Source organism: Rhizobium sp. BR 249, assembly GCF_047445895.1.
GTDB lineage: Bacteria > Pseudomonadota > Alphaproteobacteria > Rhizobiales > Rhizobiaceae > Rhizobium.
The window spans coordinates 1-17,926 of sequence record NZ_JARWKX010000021.1 but is presented as its reverse complement, the minus strand read 5'-3'; the positions used below and the strand labels follow the sequence as shown (position 1 = coordinate 17,926).

Sequence of the window (17,926 nt, the reverse complement as noted above, 5' to 3'; positions counted from 1 at the left end):
GTGACCGCCACCAGTTGGAATGGACTGTATGATGTCTGATCGAAACGGAAGTGCACGGCCATCCCAAGGGATGGCCAGCGCGCGGCTCCGAGAGATGCTGGAGCTCGCCCGGGAGAAAGGTAGTCTCTCCATCGGCGAGGCGCTGGAAACGATGGGCAGGACCAGCATTGCCTTCACCATCCTCTTCCTGGCAATCCCGGCGCTGACGCCGATCCCCGGCCCGTTCGGAATGGTGTTCGGCACCGCGCTTGCGCTTGTCTCCCTCCAGATCGTCGCGGGCGGCCGGAAGGTGTGGCTGCCCGCCGTCATTTCGCCAGGTATCTCCGGCAGCGCTCGACCTTGTCGTGCGTCACGCGGTTCCCGTCATTGCCCGGGTGGAGAAGGTGGTCCGTGCCGGCCGGCTGAAAGCGCTCACAGGCCCGAGGGTGCAGGTGCTTCTCGGCATTCCGGTCTTCCTGCTCGCGGTGGTAATCGCGCTGCCGATCCCCTTCGGCAATATCCTTCCGGTATTTTCGCTGGTGGTCCTGGCCGTTGCGTTGATGGAGCGTGACGGGCTCGTCACCTTGATTGGGCTGCTGCTGACAACGGTGACCATCGGCGTGACCGCCGCTCTGCTTTATTTTATCCAGGCCATGATCGTAACAGCCTATTAGGCTCAGCGGAGCAGGGTCAGAGCTTCACCACGGCGAGGAAGCGCCGCAGTTCCTTTTCCACATGGGCGTCCACTGGTCCTTCCGGGCCGAACCCCCACCAGGTAAGCGAACCTTGCCATTGGGACAGCATCAGCCGGGCGATGGTCTCCGGCGCTTTCGCCGAGCCGAAGCATTGCGCGATCGCCGCCGTCAGCGCCGTTCCCCAGGCCGCGCCTCGGGCGCGCAGCACCGGATCGCGAAAATCCTCGCGAAGCACCAGCAATCCCTCGCCATAGGCGGCGGGATTGTCGCCGTAATCCTGCGACAGGCCGACGAGCAGCGCGACGGCGCCTTCCGGGGTCTTCGGCACGGTTTCGGCAAGCCGTGCCGTTTCCGCGTCCAGCCTGTCCCAGGCATGGAGCAGTGCCGCGCGCAGCATCGCCGCCTTCGTTGCGAAACGCTGGACCAGTGTCGAGCCGGAGAGGCCGCTTGCCTTGGCGACCGCCGCAAAGGTCGCCGCATCCGGCCCTTCGGCGTGGATCAGGGCCAGCACCATGGCGAGAAGCTGCTCATCGGAAAGGGTGCGCCGGCGCGGCATGAAATTCCTCTTGCATTCATCATTAATATGAACGAACGTTCGTTTATATACAATAGAGATCGGCCGTAGCCGGCGATCGGTATGACGGACGTTCTAGCGTGGAGGATGGAAAAGTGACAGTGGACTTGCGAGGCAAAGTGGCTTTGGTTGCCGGTGCGACGCGCGGCGCCGGCCGAGGTATCGCGATGGAACTGGGTGCTGCCGGCGCCACCGTCTATGTCACCGGGCGTACCACGCGCACCCTGCAATCCGAATATCTCAGGCCGGAGACGATCGAGGAAACGGCCGAACTGGTGACGTCGGCAGGCGGCAAGGGCATTGCCGTGCAGGTGGATCATCTCGTTCCGCAACAAGTCGAGGCGCTCGTCGCCCGTATTCGCGGCGAGGCCGGCCGGCTCGATATTCTCGTCAACGACATCTGGGGCGGCGAGAAGCTGTTCGAATGGGACAAGGCCGTCTGGGAACATTCGCTGGACAGTGGCCTGCGCATGTTGCGGCTCGGCATCGAGACACATCTGATCACCGCCCACTACGCCCTGCCGCTGATGATCGAGCGGCCGGGCGGGCTGCTGGTGGAAGTGACCGACGGCACGGCGGAGTACAACGCCACGCACTACCGGCTTTCGCCCTTCTATGATCTCGTCAAGACAAGCGTCACCCGCATGGCCTGGGCGCATGCGCAGGATTTGGCAAAACATGGCGCCACGGCCGTTTCGATCACACCCGGCTGGCTGCGCTCCGAAATGATGCTGGATGCTTATGGTGTGCGTGAAGAGAATTGGCGCGACGCTACGAAGGTACAGCCGCACTTCGCCATTTCCGAAACGCCGCGCTTCGTCGGCCGCGCCATTGCGGCCATATCAGCCGATCCCGATCGCGCCCGCTGGAACGGTCAGTCGCTGTCGAGCGGCGGAATGGCCAAGGTCTACGGCTTTGACGACATCGATGGTTCGCGGCCGGATTGCTGGCGCTACATGGTGGAAGTCCAGGAGGCGGGTAAACCTGCCGACGTAACGGGTTACCGGTGACGCCGTCTGTTACACGCCGTTTTATTTCTTGGGCGCGCTGCTTCCCTGCGGAGCGGTTTGGGCCGCTGTCTTCATCTGGGCTGCGAATGTCCCTGCCGTCTTCGGCGCCAGCTTGTCCTTCTTCGGTTTGCGAGCCTCGCGATTGCTTCTCAGCTGTCCCTTTGCCATGGATCGATCTCCTCTGTTCAGACGAAGTTTCTGCGGTCTGCGCCGTGATCACCCACGGGTTTCTGAGCGCTCACCTCCTAGCTGGCGGCGCGCCTTTCGCGGGGCAATCCCTGTATTGCATATCGGTCGTAAACCGGCGTTACCGCTTTCGGCGGCGTCTTCAGTTTGCCGAAATGATGTTCGAGCGCCAGGGAAAGCATGGCTGGAGACCTTACGCCCTCCTGGAAGAGCTTGACCAGCAGCATCGCCGCCACGTTGGGGCACTTTTCGTCATCGATCAGGATCTTCGCCTGGTAGCCGGCATCGTCGAGCACGGACTGAAGCATGTCGAGATCGGATGACGTAAGATATGGTTTTTCGGAAGTGGAAGACATCGGGTCCTCCTTTCGTCGGGGTTAGGGTATCAAACCCTCAGTCGGCAGCGCCCGTGCGATAGCTGCCGAAGGCCGGATCATGCGCTTTTCCTCCCTGCAACACAACGGGATTTTTGCCAACGCTTTCCGGGGCCGGCAGCCGTAAGCAGGGTGGTTGCGACGCGCTTTAACGACTTTTTACAGTTCGCCCTTGTGGAAATAGGCTTCGAGACGGTAGCCGTCCGGATCGATGACGAAGGCGGCGTAATAGAAGCGCCCGTAATCCGGCCGGATGCCCGGCTCGCCATTATCCGTGCCGCCGGAGGTGACGGCGGCCGCATGGAAGGCGTCGACTGCGGCTTCATCAGGGGCGACGAAGCAGAAATGCAGTCCGGACCGCATGTCGGCGACAACGGGGTGCTCGACCTGCATCACCCACAGCCCGACGCTTTCCAGCCCATAGCCGATCATGCCGTCGGAATTGGAGAGGCGCTCGTATCCGAGCGGCCTGAGCGCCGCGTCATAGAAATGACGGGCTCTGTCGAGATCTTTTACGCCGATCGAGACGTGATCGAACATGGATTGCGAACTCCTCTTCGTCGGTTCATGCCTGAAATGGATGGCCCATCCCCAGGAGATGGCGCGACGCCAGCCTCTTTCAACGGCTGTCTCAGGTCAACGAAGAAGCACACCTCTCAGAGCACGGCGAAATGGCGTTCGAGGCCGGCGATTCTGTCCAGCGCCCGGATGAAGAAATCGGGCGTGCCGAGATTGCCGCTCTTCAGCGCAAGCCCGAGCGGCCCGGAGCGGTCGGCGATGAGAACCGGCAGGCCGGGATCGATCTCCGGCCCGACCGTCATGCTTTTGAGGCCGAGCGCGTCCACCACGGCGATAGAGGTTTCGCTGCCGCCGACAACGATCTGCCGTATGCCGGCATCGGCGAGCCGTCGCGCCAGCCCACCGAAGAAGGCTTCGATCTTTTTGCCCACATCCGCCTGTCCGAAGCGCTGCTGCACGAAATCCACCACTTCGGGAGCGGCTGTGGAATAAACGATCGGATTTTCGGCGGCATTCAACTCCACCCAGCGCGCGGCGCGCTCCACCGACATCGAGCCGCGCATCAGCACGGCAGGATCGATCGCAAGACCGGGATGGTTCTGCAGATGGCAGGCGACCTGGTTCTGCGAGGCCGTCGAGCAGGAGCCGCAGAGCACGACGCCGGGCCCGTCCACTAGAGGCACCGCGGCGGCCGTGCCGGAGAGTTTGCCCTGCTCGCGGAAATTCTGCGGCAGTCCCTGCGCGATTCCGAGGCCGCCGGTGACGAGCTTGTGGTCTGCGATCGCTGCGGCGATTGCCGCGAGGTCGCTGTCCTCGATGGCATCGACGACGACGAGGCGATGACCGGCCGTCAACTCGGCGCGCAGGCTGTTGCGCAAGGCTGCCGTACCCGAGCGAACGACGTCGAGCGTGATCCCGCCGATTTCGCCCCGCGTCTGCTGCCGCAGCCAGCGGCGGATGTCGGGATCGGTCATCGGCGTCAGCGGATGGTCCTGCATGCCGCATTCGCTGAGCAGCCGGTCGCCGACGAAGAGATGCCCCATGAAGAGCCGCCGGCCCATCGCCGGAAAGGCAGGGCAGACGACGGTGACACCGGCGTTGGTGAGGCGCAGCAGCGCTTCGGTCACGGGCCCGATATTGCCGGCCTGCGTTGAATCGAAGGTCGAGGAATATTGGAAGAGGATCTGTTCGCAACCCTGGTCGAGCAGCCAGCGCGCTGCCTCCAGCGACTGGCGCACCGCATCGTCGACCGGCGCCGAGCGCGTCTTCAGCGCGATGACGCCGGCCTCGCAATCCGTCTTGCCGCGGCCGGCGCCGACGAACTGCGTGGTCGACATGCCGCCTCGAGCAAGAGCGTTGGCAAGATCGCTGGCGCCGGTGAAATCATCGGCTATGGCTCCAAGCAGCATATCAGGAAAGCTCCGGCAGGCAAAACACATCGATGCCGGCAAAGCCGACATTCCGGTGCGAGTCGGCCCCGACCGGCAGAGCTTTAGTTATGATAAGGCGAGCGACGCTGTCACGTGATTTTGGGCGGGCGCGATGCGAATCCATTCGACGGCGGACTCGGTTGCCTCGGTGCCCGCTGCCGGGATTAGCGATAGTCCAGCCAGACTCCGCCGGCATCGGCGGAACGCACGCAGTTTTCGACCCAGCGCACCCCTTCCAATCCGGCATCGACATCGGGAAAGACGAGGTCTTCGATACCGGCGGGCGCAAGGCCGCGCTCTTTGTTGATGGCAAAGCCGAAGCGGCGATAGAGGTTCGCCCAGGCTTCGAAAAGACCCTCGGGATGGCCGCCGCCGATGCGATCGTCGATCCTGGCCTCGGGATAGAGATAATCCATGCCGCGCTCGAGAATGCGAGCGGGTTCCCCCTGGATCTCGTAGGAGAGCTGGTTCGGCCGCTCGTCCCACCATTCGATGCTGGCCTTCGAGCCGACGATGCGGACCTTCTGGCCGTGCATGGAGCCGGCGTTGACGGCGCTCGACCAGACGGTGGCGATGGCGCCGTTGTCATATTCCATCAGGGTCACCGCATTGTCTTCCAGCGGCGCGCGGCTCTTGACGAAGCTCTGGCGGCTGCAGAGCAGGCGCCTGATCTTGAGATGGGGAAGAATGACCTTGGCGATGTAGAGCGGATGGGTTCCGATGTCGCCGAGGACATAGCTCGGGCCGGCGAATTTGGGATCGACGCGCCAGCGCGTCGAGGGGTTCTCTTCCTCCACCGCGGCGCTGTGGAAGCCATGGGCGAATTGCAGGTTGACGATGCGGATCTCGCCAAGATCGCCCTTGGCGACCATCGCCCGCGCCTGCTCGATCATCTGGTGGCCGGCATAGCCATAGGTCACGCCGACGATCCGGCCCCTTGCCAGGGAAAGTGCCTTCAGTTCTTCGGCCTCGCTGACGGTGAAGCAGAGCGGCTTTTCGCAGATCACATGCAGGTCGTGTTCGAGCGCGGCCTTGCAGATTGCAAAATGCGTATTGTTGGGCGTTGCGATCGAGACGGCATCGATACCGTCCGGTCGCTCGGCTTCGGCCGCAAACATCGTTGCATAATCCCGGTAGCTCCTGGCTTCATCGAGCCCGAGATCGACGCCGAAGGCGCGGCCGCGCTCCGGATCGATGTCGAAAGCGCCCGCAGCAAGGGCAAAGACATTGTCGCGAAGGGCGGCCGAGCGATGGATGTAGCCGATCTGGCTGCCTTTGCCGCCGCCGACCATGCCCCAGCGGATCGGCTTTCTGCTGTTGTCGTTCATGTCATTTTTCCTAGAAACCAACCGAGCTGAGATAGTCGCGGCTCTGCTTCACATCTTCGAGGCTGCCCGCGACGTTTCGTGGATCGCGCTCCTGCTCGACGGTGATGAAACCGTGATAGCCGATCTCCTCCAGCACTCGCTTGACCGCGGGATAATCGATGACGCCGCGGCCGATCGGGCACATCACGCCTTGTCCGCAAGCCTCGAAGAAGCGGATTCTCTCGCCGAGCACGCGGTCGAAAACGGCCTGGTCGATATCCTTGAAGTGGACGTAATCGAGCCTGTCGGCATAGCGCCGAAGTGTATCGACTGGGTCCATGCCGGCATAATAGGTATGGCCGGTGTCGAGGCAGAAGCCGGCAATCTCGCTCGGAATATCGTCTGCCACCCGCTCGATCTCATCGGCGAATTCGATATAGCCGCCCGCATGCGGATGAATGACGGCGCGCACGCCGTATTTGTCTGCGGCAAGTTCGGCGATCGCCTTGATGTTGGCGATCATCCCGGCCCAGGCGTCGTCGGAGAGCCGCGGCGCGCGATCGGAATGGCCTGCGGCGTAATCCCGCTCGTCATGACCCCAGTCCATGACGGTGAGATAGGGCGTCCTGAAGCGCTGGCCCGCCGCCTGCGCCGGCTGCGGCAGCCGGGTGATGACGGCGCAGATTTCGTCCGTCTGCCGCAGCAAGTTCTCCCGGTTCTCAGGAGAGACGAGATCGTCGAAGATCGTGCCGGCGACGATGAAGAGATTGCGGTCGGCCAGAGCCTTCGCGACGAGCGCATCGTCGAGGGGCACGTAGCCGTATGGGCCGAGTTCGAGGCCGCCATAGCCGGCGGCGGCCGCTTCGTCGAAGACGCGCTGCCAGGCGGGAAGGTTGGGATTGTTGACGTCATCAACGCCCCAGCAGCAAGGGGCTGTCGTAATCGTGATGGTCACGGTCTTGTTCCTGATAATGGTGATAGCGACAGTCAGCCGACTTTGCCGGGCCAATATTTGTCGACATATTTCTGGATTTCGGAGCGCATGAAGCGGCCGGATCCGTCGGCGCGGTCCTCCCAGCCGAAGACGCAGGCGGTGATGATGCCGTCGAATCCGACCTCGGCCAGCGAGGAGAAGAAGACATCCCAGTTGATCTCGCCCTGGTACATGTCCATGTGCTGATGGATCGTGACCTTCACGCCCGGCGGGTTGATGATGTAGCGCAAGCCCGACGATTTCTTGTGATTATAGGTATCGGCCACATGCACATGCGCGATCAACGGGCCGGCATCGCGGATCATCCGGGCCATGTCGTCACCGAAATAGAAGGTGTGCGGCGCGCAGTAGAGGAATTTGACATTCTTCGAACCGATGGTCTTCAGCATGTCGATCGCCGGATGCAGCGTTTCGCACCAGTCTTCCGGATGCGGCTCCATGTTGAGTGTTACGCCCTCGCGCTCGAAGACGGGAACGAGCTCTTCCATCGAACGCCACCAGGCCGCCTCGCTATGCTCATGCGTGTGCATGCCGCCGCAACAATTTGAACGGTGGCTGCGATCGGGCGACGGGCCGCGGCCGAACTCGGAATTCATCGTATCGCACCCCATCTCCGCCGCGATCTCGATAGCTTCCTTCCAATAGCGGACGGCTGCCTGCCGTTCGTCTTCATGCGGGCTTGCCCAGCGATACATCGGCAGAAGCGAGGCAAGTTGCACGCCATGCTCTTTCAGCGCCGCCTTGAACTCGGCGATGCGTTCCTTGTGGGCTCGCGGACGCACCCACCAGGGCAGAAAATCATTGCGCGGCGAAAGCTCGATGTGGTCGTAGCCAAGCTCGGCCGCCTTGCGGCAGAGGTCGCGCAGGTTGAGGTGACGGTGCATATGGGGGTCGAGTGCGATCTTCATGGGGCTCCTCCTGATGTCAGGCACGATAATGTCCGGGCGCCTCCGCATTCCAATGCTTCGATGATCAAATTTGATCATTGACCGCGCGGGCAACGGATGCTCTGCTATTTCGGGTTTGGCAGTGAGAAAGCCTCGTGACGAAGGTGACTTTGAAGGATGTGGCCCGGGAGGCCGGGGTCGGCACCGCGACGGTGGAGCGCGTCCTCAACAATCGCGGCGGCGTGCTGCCGGAGACCGTGGAAAAGGTGGTTCTCGCGGCGAGACGGCTCGAATACCGGCAGAGCCTGCAGGTCGCCCATCGCGGCCTGATCCGGATCGAGGTGATCCTCGTTCGCCCGGAAACCAACTTCTATTCGCGGCTGAACCGGGCCTTCGAACGCATCGCCGCCTCGCTCGACGACAGCATCGTCGTTCACCGCACCTTCATTCGCGAGAACGAGCCGGCTGAGTTTGCGCGTTACATCGCCAATCCGACGGCGCGACGGTCGGCGCTGATCGTGGTTGCGCCTGATCATGCCGATGTCGTCACCAGCGTGCGCAAGGCCGCGGACCTCGGCATTCCCGTCGTCCAGATCATGACCCGCCCGGCTCCGGAACTGCCCTATGTCGGCATCGACAACTATGCCGCCGGCCGCACGGCAGCCCATTACATGTCGGGCATGCTGGCCAAACGCTCCGGTTCCTTCGTCGCTCTCTGTCACAGCGGAGCCTACGAGAACCACAAGGAGCGGATACGCGGCTTTTCCGCCTATCTCGCGGACAGAGGTTCGGACGAACACCGTTTCACCGAGGTCATGTTCGACCTCGACGACGAGCACAATGCCATGGAACTGCTGCGTTCGGCATTCCGCCGGGAGCCCGGCATCATCGGCGTCTACAGCGCCGGCGGCGACAACAAGGGTGTCGCCAGGGTGCTCGAGGAAGGCGGGGCAGGGCGGCCCTTCTGGGTGGGCCATGAACTGACGGGAGAGACGCAGAGCTACCTGCGGCGCGGCATCATGTCGATCGTGCTCGACCAGGCGCCGGAGGTTCAGGCGAGGCGATCGATAGATCTTGCGCTGAACAGGCTGGGGCTCATTGATGTCGAGGTGAGCGCCGAACCTGTGCGCTTCCTGACGATCACGTCGGAAAATCTTTGAGGCGGGATAGCCCGCGCGGCCCTATTGCAACTGCGGCTTCCTGAGAAAGCTGTTACGGTCGGCGGACTTGATGCGCAGCCATGCTTCCCGGCCGTTCCGCAAAATCCGCAAGGGAATTTCGGCGCCGGCGGGACCGCTGCTCCACACTTTGCGATAAAAATCGGCCAGCCCGTCGACCTCTTCATCCCGGATCTCGGATATGATATCGCCCTGGCGCAGGCCTGCCTGGGCGGCGGGACCGCCTTCGGCGACGCTCATGACCACCACGCCGCCATTGCTTTCGGCGGAGAATGCGCCGAGCCACGGCCGCGGCGGCTTGTTGACCTGGCCGCGATTCAAGAGATCGTCGAGGATCGGCGTGAGCAGGTCGATCGGTACGGCCATGTTGATATCGGCGGTCTCGGCGCCATCGCTCATCTGCAGCCGCAGCGAGCCGATGCCGAGGAGCTTGCCGTCCGAGCCGATCAGCGCCGCGCCTCCCCACGCTGGATGGGCCGGTGCGGTGAAGATCGCCTCATCAAGCAGATATTCCCAGTAACCGGCGAATTCCTGCCTGGCGACGATATTTGCCTCGACGAATTCGCCCATTCCGTCGACGAGCACGACGGGATCGCCCGGCTTGGCTGCGGCCGCATCGCCGAAAAGCACCGCCGGAGCGCTGAGCGCGCCGAGCGCCTGCACCAGGCCGAAGCCGCTTTCCTGATCATAGGCAAGGGGATGGGCGGGAACCACGCGCCCGTCACGGGTGGTCAGCCACACCTCATCGGCCTCGGTGATGAGATAACCGATGGTCAGCACCAGCCCGTTGTCGCGGATGACCACGCCGCTGCCTTCCCGGACGGTGCCCAGCGTTTCTGCGGTGTAGGCATCTTCCGGAATTGAGGAGCGCACGGCCACCACGGACCGCAAGATCGGATCGATATTCATGCTTTCATCCCAATGGGGCGCCGGCGCGGAAGGCTGACCCGGACGCATCCCACCTTGAATAGGTAAGGAGATGGATGGATGGAGGCAAGGCTTGGCGAACGGATTTTCCGCAACGGCCCGTGGCGCCACATTTTTGATGACAGGAGGCAAGTGCAACAATATACAGTCAATCTTATCGGAAAGCGATAGCGACAGGGCTCACGAAATGAAGGACTGGCATCCCGATCTCAGCCGCAGCAGCAGCCCCCGCTACATGGCGATTGCCGATCTGATCGAAATGGATCTGCGCAGCGGGCATCTGGTGGCGGGAGACCGGCTGCCGCCGCAACGCGAACTCGCCAAGCGGCTGAATGTCGACTTCACCACCGTGGCAAGAGGTTATGTCGAGGCGCAAAAGCGTGGCCTCGTCGATTCCCACGTTGGCCGCGGCACCTTCGTCACCGGTGGCGCGGACAGGGAAGGCCGAGGTTTCGCGCTTGATGCCGCGCCCGATCCCCGCCGCGCATCCGTCGTCGATTTCTCGATGAACCTGCCGCCGGAACCGGATGACCCGGAGCTGATCGGGCGCATGCGGGACGGCATGTCAGCGGTGGCGGCAAACCTCGTTCCGCTTCTGCGCTACCAGGGTTTCGGCGGCTCTGGCATGGATAAGGAAGCCGCTGCCGCCTGGCTCGGCCGTCGCGGGCTCAAACCTTCGCCGGAGCGGATCTTCGTCACGCCGGGCGCCCATCCGGCGCTGCTTGCGATCTTCGGCCTCCTTGCAAAGCCCGGCGAGACCGTAGTTTCGGAAAACATCACCTATCCCGGCATGCGCTCGATCGCCGCCCAGTTGCGGCTCAATATCGCCGGCCTGCCGATGGACGGAGACGGTATCCTGCCGGATGCCTTTGCCGGAGCCTGCGAGAGATTGAAGCCGAAGGCGCTCTATCTCAATCCGACGCTGCAGAACCCGACGACACTGACGATCCCTGCCGCGCGCCGCGAGGAAATCTCAGCCGTTGCCCGCAAATATCAGGTGCCGATCGTCGAGGACGATGCCTATGGCTTCATCCCGGTGGAAGGTCCGCCGCCGCTTGCGGCAACGGCGCCTGATCTGACCTGGCATATCGGCGGACTGGCGAAATGTATCGGCGCGGGCCTGCGCCTTGCCTATGTCGTGGCGCCGGATACCAAGGCCGTGTGGCCCTTCGTCAGCGCCATGCGCGCCAGCAATGTGATGGCCTCGCCGCTGAACGTCGCGCTCGTCACTCGCTGGATCGAGGACGGTACGGCTGATGCGATCCTGAGGTTCATCCGCGCCGAGGCTGCCGCCCGCCAGAGGATGGCCGCTGAAATCCTGCCGGCCGGCAGCTACCGCGCCGATCCGCTGAGCTTCAACATCTGGCTGCCGTTATCGAGCGGCTGGACCCGCTCCACATTCAGCCACATGCACTCTTCCGGTATCGGCGTCGTGGCAAGCGACGCCTTTACGGTCGAAGGCGCTGCCCCGGAAGCTGTGCGGGTCTGCCTCGGCGGCCCGATCACGCGGGAGAAATTGCAGGGCGCGCTGGAATTCATGGCCCACGCGCTCGAAGGCCCGCCGGAGATGGCGGCCTCGTTCTTCTGACGAGCAAGCCCACGGACATCATCACTTACGGCAGGCGCGGTTTCCATGCTGCGGCTGTGGATCTGCGTCATTCTGACGAATTGATTGGCGATATCGACTTAATGTAACCATATTGAATGCATACATTTGTAGCATTGATTGCATCAATGCCTGAGGATCTGAAAGCGAGAACATCATGGACACCGAATATCCCCCACTTCCTCCGATGCAGGCCGGTATCAGAGGGCGCTGCCCGCGCTGCGGCCAAGGTCACATGTTCAAGGGCTTCCTGACGCTGCGGCCGGAATGCGAGGTCTGCGGCCTCGATTATTCCTTCGCCGATCCGGCCGACGGTCCGGCCTTCTTCGTCATCTGCTTTGCCTGCATTCCGAGCGTGCTGCTCGGCGTCTGGCTGGAGGTGGCCTTTTCCGCGCCGATCTGGGCGCAGTTTCTGTTCACCGGCCCCTTCATGCTCGCGACTTGCATTCCGCCGCTCAGGCCGCTCAAGGGTTGGCTGGTCGCCAGCCAGTATTTCTACAAGGCGGAAGAGGGCAAGCTCGCCTGAGCCTACTTCAGCGTTGCGCGCAGGCGCGGTGTTGCGAAATCGATGAGCGCGCGCAATTTCAAGGGGACCAGACCCTGCGAGGGGTAGACGAGCTGCACCGGCGCCGGCTGCGGCTCGAAATCGGCAAGCAGCGGCACCAGCAGGCCCGCCGTTTCGGCGCGAGCGGCCTGGTAGGAGAGAACGCGCGTGATGCCGAGACCGGCGACGGCGGCATCGACCGCGGCTTCGGCTGTATTGACGGCAAGCCGTGAGCGGATCGGCACGGCGAGATCGTGTTTCCCGTCGATGAATGTCCAGCTTCGCGTCGAGGCCATGCCCTCGAAGGTGATGCAGTCATGCGTGGAGAGATCGCTCGGATGCCGGGGCGCCGTGTGCTGCGCAAGGTAATCCGGGCTGGCATAGACGGTGCGGCGGATGGCGCCGAGCCTCGTGGCGATCAGATTGCTGTCCGGCAGGTGGCCGATCCTCAGCGCCAGATCGATATGATCCTCGACGAGGTTCGATAGCCGGTCGCCAAGCATCAGTTGCAGATTGATCTCGGGATAGGCCTTCAGGAAATCCACCACGACCGGCAGGACGTGCAGCCGCCCGAAGACGATCGGCGCGGTCATCGTCAGTTCGCCCTTGGGCGCACTGTATTCACCGGCGGCCGTCCGCTCCGCTTCCTCCACCCGGCCGAGAATCTCGCGCGCCGCCTCCACGTAGGCGCGGCCGGCTTCCGTCAGCGCGACCCTTCGGTTGGTCCTTTGCAGCAGCCGGGCATTGAGATGAGCTTCCAGTTCCGAAACCTTGCGGCTGACGGTGGCCAGCGGTGAACGCAGATGCCGTGAGGCGGCCGACAGGCTGCCCTGTTCGACGACGGCGAGAAGCACGCTCATGGCGTCGAGACGGTCCATTCCAGCCTTCCATAAATTGAGAGAACGCTTTCCAAATTAGCATTCTACTGCGTCTGGATGGAAGGCCGTAAATTACCTCTCGGATGGTCGAGCGGCCATCGCCGCAAGCCTAGCCTCCATCAGAAGCCCAGAGGAACCGCCATGAAACTTTACCATCACCCGCTGTCCGGCCATTCGCATCGGGCTCACCTGTTCCTGTCGCTGCTCGGCGTGTCCTATGAATTGATCGAGGTCGATTTGGCGGCAGGCGGCCATAAGGCTCCGGAGTTTCTCGAGCTCAACCCCTTCGGCCAGGTGCCGGTTCTCGATGACGACGGCACGGTCATTGCCGATTCCTCCGCCATCCTCGTCTATCTCGCGCGCAAATATGGCCGCACCGACTGGCTGCCGGAGGATGCCGTTGCGGCGGCACGGATACAGAAATGGCTCTCGGTTGCCGCGGGCGAAATCGCCTACGGACCTTGCGCTGCCCGCCTTGTTACCGTCTTCGGCGCTGATTTCCGCACCGAGGAGGTGATCGCCCGGGCGCACCGCATCCTCGCACTGGTCGAGGCAGAATTGCAGGACCGCGACTTCCTGCTCGGCGCCAAGCCCACGATCGCCGACATCGCGCTTTACAGCTACATCGCCAATGCACCGGAGGGTAATGTCGATACCTCTCCCTATCCGAGCGTCCGGGCATGGCTTGCGCGCATCGAGGCGCTGCCGGGTTTCGTCGGTTTTCGCAAGACCAGGATCGGTCTTGCCGCTTGAGGGATCGTCCCGGTTTCCGAAGTGGAGCTGAAGGAGAGTCGCTATGCTGGAGCAGCCAAAACAAGACGCCGCATCGCCCTGGCACGAGGGTGAACTCGCCATGCAGCGCAGTGTCGGCGTCGTCGAACGCATGGACGGGCCCGGGCGGAATTTCGTCCGCCGGGCGATGCCGGAGCAGCACCGTGCCTTCTTTCCGATGCTGCCCTTCATCGTGCTCGGCGCGGTCGATACCAGGAGAGATGTCTGGGCAACTGTGCGGTCTGGGCAGCCGGGCTTCATGTCCTCGCCGGACCCGGCGGTTCTTGATATCAGCCTGCCGCGCGACCCGGCCGATCCTGCCGATGCCGGTATGGAAGATGGCAACGCGATCGCGATGCTTGGAATCCAGCTGGAGACCCGCCGGCGCAACCGGCTGAACGGCGTGATCCGCAGGGCAGGTGCTGACGCCTTTCAGGTGGGTGTCGGCCAGAGCTTCGGCAATTGTCCGCAATATATCCAGCTTCGTTCTGCTGCTTTCGTTCGAGATCCCGATGTCCTGACGGCGGTGAGGCCTGCTCACTCCGATCAACTCGACGATCGGGCGCGGCGGATCATCGAGGGCGCCGATACGTTTTTCGTCGCCTCCTTTGTCGATCGCGACAATGGCGAGCGGCAGGTGGACGTGTCCCATCGCGGCGGCCATGCCGGCTTCGTGCGCGTCGGCGCCGATGGGGTGCTCACCGTTCCGGATTTTCCCGGCAATCGGTTCTTCAACACGCTCGGCAATTTCCTGGTCAACCCGAAGGCTGGGCTGGTCTTCGTCGATTTCGAAACCGGCGATCTGCTGCAGATGACGGGGAGGGTAGAGGTGCTGCTCTCTTCGCCCGAAATGGCAAGCTTTCAACGGGCGGAAAGGCTGTGGCGTTTCACGCCGGAACACATCGTTTTTCGCCAGGATGCTCTGCCGCTGCGTTGGCGCCCAGGTCCCGACCTCTGAAGCCGGACAATACGCCAAACCAGCTTGTCAATGACTGTACTGATCGGTAAAGTAAAGTCTGATCAGTACAGGAGATCTCATGTCCAGCCTCGTCCCGCCTTTCACCTTGGAGACCGCCACCCAGAAAGTCCGTCTTGCCGAAGACGGCTGGAACAGCCGCAATCCCGAGCGCGTCTCGCTCGTCTATACGCCGGATAGTCGCTGGCGGAACCGCGCCGAATTCGTCACCGGCCGCGCCGAAATCGTTGCTTTCCTCAGCCGCAAATGGGCGAAGGAGCTGGATTACCGGCTGATCAAGGAGATCTGGGCCTTCACCGACAATCGCATCGCCGTGCGTTTCGCCTATGAATGGCGCGACGACAGCGGCAACTGGTTCCGCTCCTACGGCAACGAGAACTGGGAATTCGATGCCGCTGGCCTGATGCAGCGCCGCTTCGCCTCGATCAACGATCTGCCGATCCGCGAATCGGAGCGCAAATACCATTGGCCGCTCGGCCGGCGACCGGATGGCCATCCCGGTCTGACAGAACTCGGACTTTGAACGGGAAGTCCAGCGGTGAAGACCGTCTATGAACGCGCCGACATCGTCCCCCTCCTGGCGGAAATCTTCCGCGAGCTTGGCTATGAGGGCGCCTCGCTCAGCCGGATCACCGAGCGCACCGGCATCGGCAAGGGCAGCCTCTATCACTTCTTTCCCGGCGGCAAGGAGGAGATGGCAGGCGCCGTCATCGCCGAGGTCGATGCCTGGTTCGAGCATGCCGTCTATCGGCCGTTGAGACATGACGACGCCGGTGAGGCCATCGCGGCGATGTGGACGAATGTGAACGACTATTTCCGCTCCGGCGGCCGCATCTGCCTCGTCGGGGCCTTCGCGCTTGACGAGACACGGGAACGGTTTTCGGCAGCGATCGGCGGCTATTTCATCCGCTGGATCGGCGCATTGCGCTCGGCGCTGGTGCGGGCAGGCTATCCCGAGGAGGAGGCGCTCGCGCTTGCCGAGGAAAGCGTGGCCGGCATCCAGGGAGCGCTGGTCCTGTCGCGCGCCTTGAACGACAAAGCGGTTTTCACTCGGGCGCTCGAAACGCTGGCAAAACGGCTTGACGCGGCGGCGCGATGAGCCGCTATCAATCAGGCGCGGCCCGGCTTATTCAATAAAATACCCGGCAGCGAGGAACTGGCCGGGCATTTGTCGGGCGTTGGCGGCGCACGAATTGGAGAGGGGATGAACCGCGAAGGCGGACACGCGGCCGATCAAGGGTTGCCTTACATCGGCAAGGCTTTGTGGTATCTCTCAGCGCTGTTGCTGAGGCTGCTGGGCCGGACGGGGATTTTCCCGTTCAAGGCGAATCTGGCGCCACTCATTTTCCATCTGGTCGACCACATGCTGGGGAATGGTGGTTTGGGTATTGGCGGGCATCTGCATCGGAAGTCTCCTCTTTCGGGGTCAAGGCTTCAGGGCAGGCAGATGCATTGCACAAGACAAATGGTGTGTAAATCAGTGGCTTAAACACTTTAAACGATTAAGTTGATTTTAATCGATTAAGACGGTTTTAACCACGTTATTTTCCGAGGAGCGCGGAATGGTTGTTCACATGGATCGGACATTCTTTTTTGATGTGGTGCAGGAAGCGCTCTTCGAGGGTGCAATGACTCAGCCTCAGGTAGTGGGCGCGACCGCGATTCTCGACGCTTGGGAACAGCGCTTTGCGCATGCGGACCGTCGTTGGCTCGCCTACATCCTGGCAACCGCTTATCACGAGACCGCCTATACGATGCAGCCGGTGCGTGAGACGCTGGCTGAAAGCGATGTGCGCGCGGTCGAAATCCTGGAGACGGCCTTTGCCGCAGGCCGGCTCTCCTGGGTGAAGATGCCCTACTGGCGGCCGGATGAGGATGGCCGCAGCTGGCTCGGGCGCGGGCTCGTGCAGCTCACCCACAAGCGGAACTACGAGGCGATGAGTGTGCTGACGGGTATCGATCTCGTTGCTGATCCCGACCGGGCGATGGAGATGGACGTGGCGGTCATGATCCTGATCGAGGGCATGCTGCAAGGCAGCTTCACCGGCCACAAGCTCGAAGATCATCTGAATGCGACGACCGAGGATTGGGTGAACGCGCGCCGGATCGTCAATGGCATGGATCGGGCCGAGAAGCTTGCGGCCTATGCCGTCGCCTTCGATGCGGCGATACGTCCGGATGCCGCATCCGGCCGCTTGCGCGGTTGAAGGCCAGGGGCTTGCGTGTTATCGCGCGGCTGACCCTCTGAAATCTGACAGGAGCTTCCGCGTGATCCGCCACATCGTCTTCTTCACCGTGCCGGAGGAACATCTGGAGGAGGTCAGGGCCGGGCTTTCCATACTGACCGGCATTCCGTATGCGCGGCTGCTGGAGATCGGCACCAATGTGAAGACCGATCAACTGGGCACGGAGATCGATCTGGTGGTTTACGGCGAATTCGACGATGAGGCGGCGCTTGCCGCCTATAAGGCGCATCCGGATTACCAGCTCTCGATCGAGCGGGTGCGGCCGCTCCGGGAAAAGCGCATCGCAGCCGATTATGACAGCAGCGCTGCGGTGAAGCGGGCGCTCTGATTCTGCAAACCCTGATGGGGTCTTAGATTATTCCATTGAAATTCAGATAGATGACAGGATTTCCGGATTCAGATCCTGCCAAAGGTGACTCGATTTCTGAGCCATCGAATTGAACTTCGAAAAAGTGGCGGCAAGCGATTCAAAAGATTCGCCAAAGATGGCCGGTCGTTTGGAGATCTATCCCGTTCTGCCTCGGCGAGGTCTCACGAAACGACCGGGCTCGGCTCCGCTGCGCGGGCGCCGCGCACCAGCGCCATCAGCATGAGCACGAAGATCAGCGCCAAGGCTGCGAGAACGGCGCAGGCAAAGAGCGCCGGGCCGGTGCCGGCACCGGTCGAGGATGGCGGTGAAGATGACAGGCGCGATGGCATTGGCAAGGTTGTCTAATCGCATTGCCTTAGTCAAGGCTGTTTTGTCATCAGGCATCGACGCCGCTTTTGGGGACGGCGTAGCGAGGGGGATTCGAATGTTTGGGCGATGTTGTCTTCAAAGCTGTCCAGCGCCGGGAGCAGGGTTG

19 protein-coding genes and 4 pseudogenes are annotated in these 17,926 nt (G+C 62.5%); 12 read left to right on the top strand and 11 right to left on the bottom strand.

Annotation, left to right across the window (positions count from 1 at the left end):
• The first annotated feature begins 31 nt into the window (after window positions 1–31).
• Window positions 32–653: pseudogene (locus tag QD408_RS19325) on the top strand (exopolysaccharide biosynthesis protein).
• 16 nt (window positions 654–669) lie between these two features.
• Here the strand turns inward: QD408_RS19325 and QD408_RS19320 are convergent.
• Entirely contained in the window at window positions 670–1,230 is a 561-nt protein-coding gene (locus QD408_RS19320) for a TetR family transcriptional regulator (protein ID WP_414140408.1), read from the bottom strand.
• 113 nt (window positions 1,231–1,343) lie between these two features.
• Between QD408_RS19320 and QD408_RS19315 the strand changes: the two genes are divergently transcribed.
• Window positions 1,344–2,258: an SDR family oxidoreductase gene (locus QD408_RS19315; protein WP_414140407.1), complete on the top strand. Its 915-nt coding sequence runs from the start codon at window positions 1,344–1,346 to the stop codon at window positions 2,256–2,258.
• A 21-nt stretch (window positions 2,259–2,279) separates the two neighbouring features.
• Here the strand turns inward: QD408_RS19315 and QD408_RS19310 are convergent, their stop codons facing one another.
• The 7 genes and pseudogenes from QD408_RS19310 to QD408_RS19280 all read right to left on the bottom strand — a co-directional run bounded on the left by QD408_RS19310 (window position 2,280) and on the right by QD408_RS19280 (window position 7,976).
• Window positions 2,280–2,426, bottom strand: coding sequence for a hypothetical protein (locus QD408_RS19310; protein ID WP_190237432.1), 147 nt, complete (start codon window positions 2,424–2,426; stop codon window positions 2,280–2,282).
• A gap of 77 nt (window positions 2,427–2,503) precedes the next feature.
• Window positions 2,504–2,881, bottom strand: a pseudogene (locus tag QD408_RS19305) (hypothetical protein).
• A 96-nt stretch (window positions 2,882–2,977) separates the two neighbouring features.
• On the bottom strand, window positions 2,978–3,358 hold the full coding sequence (locus QD408_RS19300; RefSeq protein WP_088682285.1) for a VOC family protein: 381 nt from the start codon (window positions 3,356–3,358) through the stop codon (window positions 2,978–2,980).
• 116 nt (window positions 3,359–3,474) lie between these two features.
• Window positions 3,475–4,746, bottom strand: coding sequence for a 3-oxo-tetronate kinase (otnK, locus tag QD408_RS19295; RefSeq protein WP_414140406.1), 1,272 nt, complete (start codon window positions 4,744–4,746; stop codon window positions 3,475–3,477).
• A gap of 185 nt (window positions 4,747–4,931) precedes the next feature.
• Window positions 4,932–6,095, bottom strand: coding sequence for a Gfo/Idh/MocA family protein (locus QD408_RS19290; protein ID WP_414140405.1), 1,164 nt, complete (start codon window positions 6,093–6,095; stop codon window positions 4,932–4,934).
• A 10-nt stretch (window positions 6,096–6,105) separates the two neighbouring features.
• On the bottom strand, window positions 6,106–7,029 hold the full coding sequence (locus QD408_RS19285) for a TIM barrel protein (protein WP_414140404.1): 924 nt from the start codon (window positions 7,027–7,029) through the stop codon (window positions 6,106–6,108).
• Window positions 7,030–7,061: 32 nt separating this feature from the next.
• Window positions 7,062–7,976 (bottom strand): sugar phosphate isomerase/epimerase family protein, encoded by a 915-nt coding sequence (locus QD408_RS19280; protein ID WP_414140403.1) that lies wholly within the window; start codon window positions 7,974–7,976, stop codon window positions 7,062–7,064.
• A gap of 134 nt (window positions 7,977–8,110) precedes the next feature.
• On the opposite strand from QD408_RS19280, the gene QD408_RS19275 reads away from it, so the two are divergent.
• Window positions 8,111–9,115, top strand: coding sequence for a LacI family DNA-binding transcriptional regulator (locus QD408_RS19275; RefSeq protein ID WP_414140402.1), 1,005 nt, complete (start codon window positions 8,111–8,113; stop codon window positions 9,113–9,115).
• A 21-nt stretch (window positions 9,116–9,136) separates the two neighbouring features.
• Here QD408_RS19275 and QD408_RS19270 read toward each other — a convergent pair whose 3' ends face one another.
• The gene (locus tag QD408_RS19270; RefSeq protein ID WP_414140401.1) at window positions 9,137–10,042 is read right to left on the bottom strand and encodes a S1C family serine protease; all 906 of its coding nucleotides are present in this window, start codon (window positions 10,040–10,042) and stop codon (window positions 9,137–9,139) included.
• 205 nt (window positions 10,043–10,247) lie between these two features.
• On the opposite strand from QD408_RS19270, the gene QD408_RS19265 reads away from it, so the two are divergent.
• Together QD408_RS19265 and QD408_RS19260 are read left to right on the top strand one after the other, a co-directional pair.
• Entirely contained in the window at window positions 10,248–11,648 is a 1,401-nt protein-coding gene (locus QD408_RS19265) for a PLP-dependent aminotransferase family protein (protein WP_414140400.1), read from the top strand.
• 175 nt (window positions 11,649–11,823) lie between these two features.
• Window positions 11,824–12,192, top strand: coding sequence for a DUF983 domain-containing protein (locus QD408_RS19260; RefSeq protein WP_414140399.1), 369 nt, complete (start codon window positions 11,824–11,826; stop codon window positions 12,190–12,192).
• 2 nt (window positions 12,193–12,194) lie between these two features.
• Here the strand turns inward: QD408_RS19260 and QD408_RS19255 are convergent, their stop codons facing one another.
• Entirely contained in the window at window positions 12,195–13,088 is an 894-nt protein-coding gene (locus QD408_RS19255; RefSeq protein WP_414140398.1) for a LysR family transcriptional regulator, read from the bottom strand.
• A 141-nt stretch (window positions 13,089–13,229) separates the two neighbouring features.
• Here QD408_RS19255 and QD408_RS19250 point away from each other — a divergent pair, with 141 nt between their 5' ends.
• From QD408_RS19250 to QD408_RS19220, 7 genes and pseudogenes are all read left to right on the top strand, one after another.
• Entirely contained in the window at window positions 13,230–13,841 is a 612-nt protein-coding gene (locus tag QD408_RS19250) for a glutathione S-transferase family protein (protein WP_414140397.1), read from the top strand.
• A gap of 43 nt (window positions 13,842–13,884) precedes the next feature.
• On the top strand, window positions 13,885–14,817 hold the full coding sequence (locus tag QD408_RS19245; RefSeq protein WP_414140396.1) for a pyridoxamine 5'-phosphate oxidase family protein: 933 nt from the start codon (window positions 13,885–13,887) through the stop codon (window positions 14,815–14,817).
• Between the two features lie 79 nt (window positions 14,818–14,896).
• Window positions 14,897–15,358, top strand: coding sequence for a DUF1348 family protein (locus QD408_RS19240; protein ID WP_414140395.1), 462 nt, complete (start codon window positions 14,897–14,899; stop codon window positions 15,356–15,358).
• Between the two features lie 15 nt (window positions 15,359–15,373).
• Window positions 15,374–15,934 (top strand): TetR/AcrR family transcriptional regulator, encoded by a 561-nt coding sequence (locus tag QD408_RS19235; protein WP_088682297.1) that lies wholly within the window; start codon window positions 15,374–15,376, stop codon window positions 15,932–15,934.
• Window positions 15,935–16,039: 105 nt separating this feature from the next.
• Window positions 16,040–16,324, top strand: coding sequence for a hypothetical protein (locus QD408_RS19230; RefSeq protein WP_210191795.1), 285 nt, complete (start codon window positions 16,040–16,042; stop codon window positions 16,322–16,324).
• Between the two features lie 73 nt (window positions 16,325–16,397).
• Window positions 16,398–17,083: pseudogene (locus QD408_RS19225) on the top strand (hypothetical protein).
• Window positions 17,084–17,103: 20 nt separating this feature from the next.
• Window positions 17,104–17,409 (top strand): Dabb family protein, encoded by a 306-nt coding sequence (locus QD408_RS19220; RefSeq protein ID WP_088682298.1) that lies wholly within the window; start codon window positions 17,104–17,106, stop codon window positions 17,407–17,409.
• A 203-nt stretch (window positions 17,410–17,612) separates the two neighbouring features.
• Here QD408_RS19220 and QD408_RS19215 read toward each other — a convergent pair.
• Window positions 17,613–17,871: pseudogene (locus QD408_RS19215) on the bottom strand (MFS transporter); the annotation flags it as partial.
• Between the last annotated feature and the right edge of the window lie 55 nt (window positions 17,872–17,926).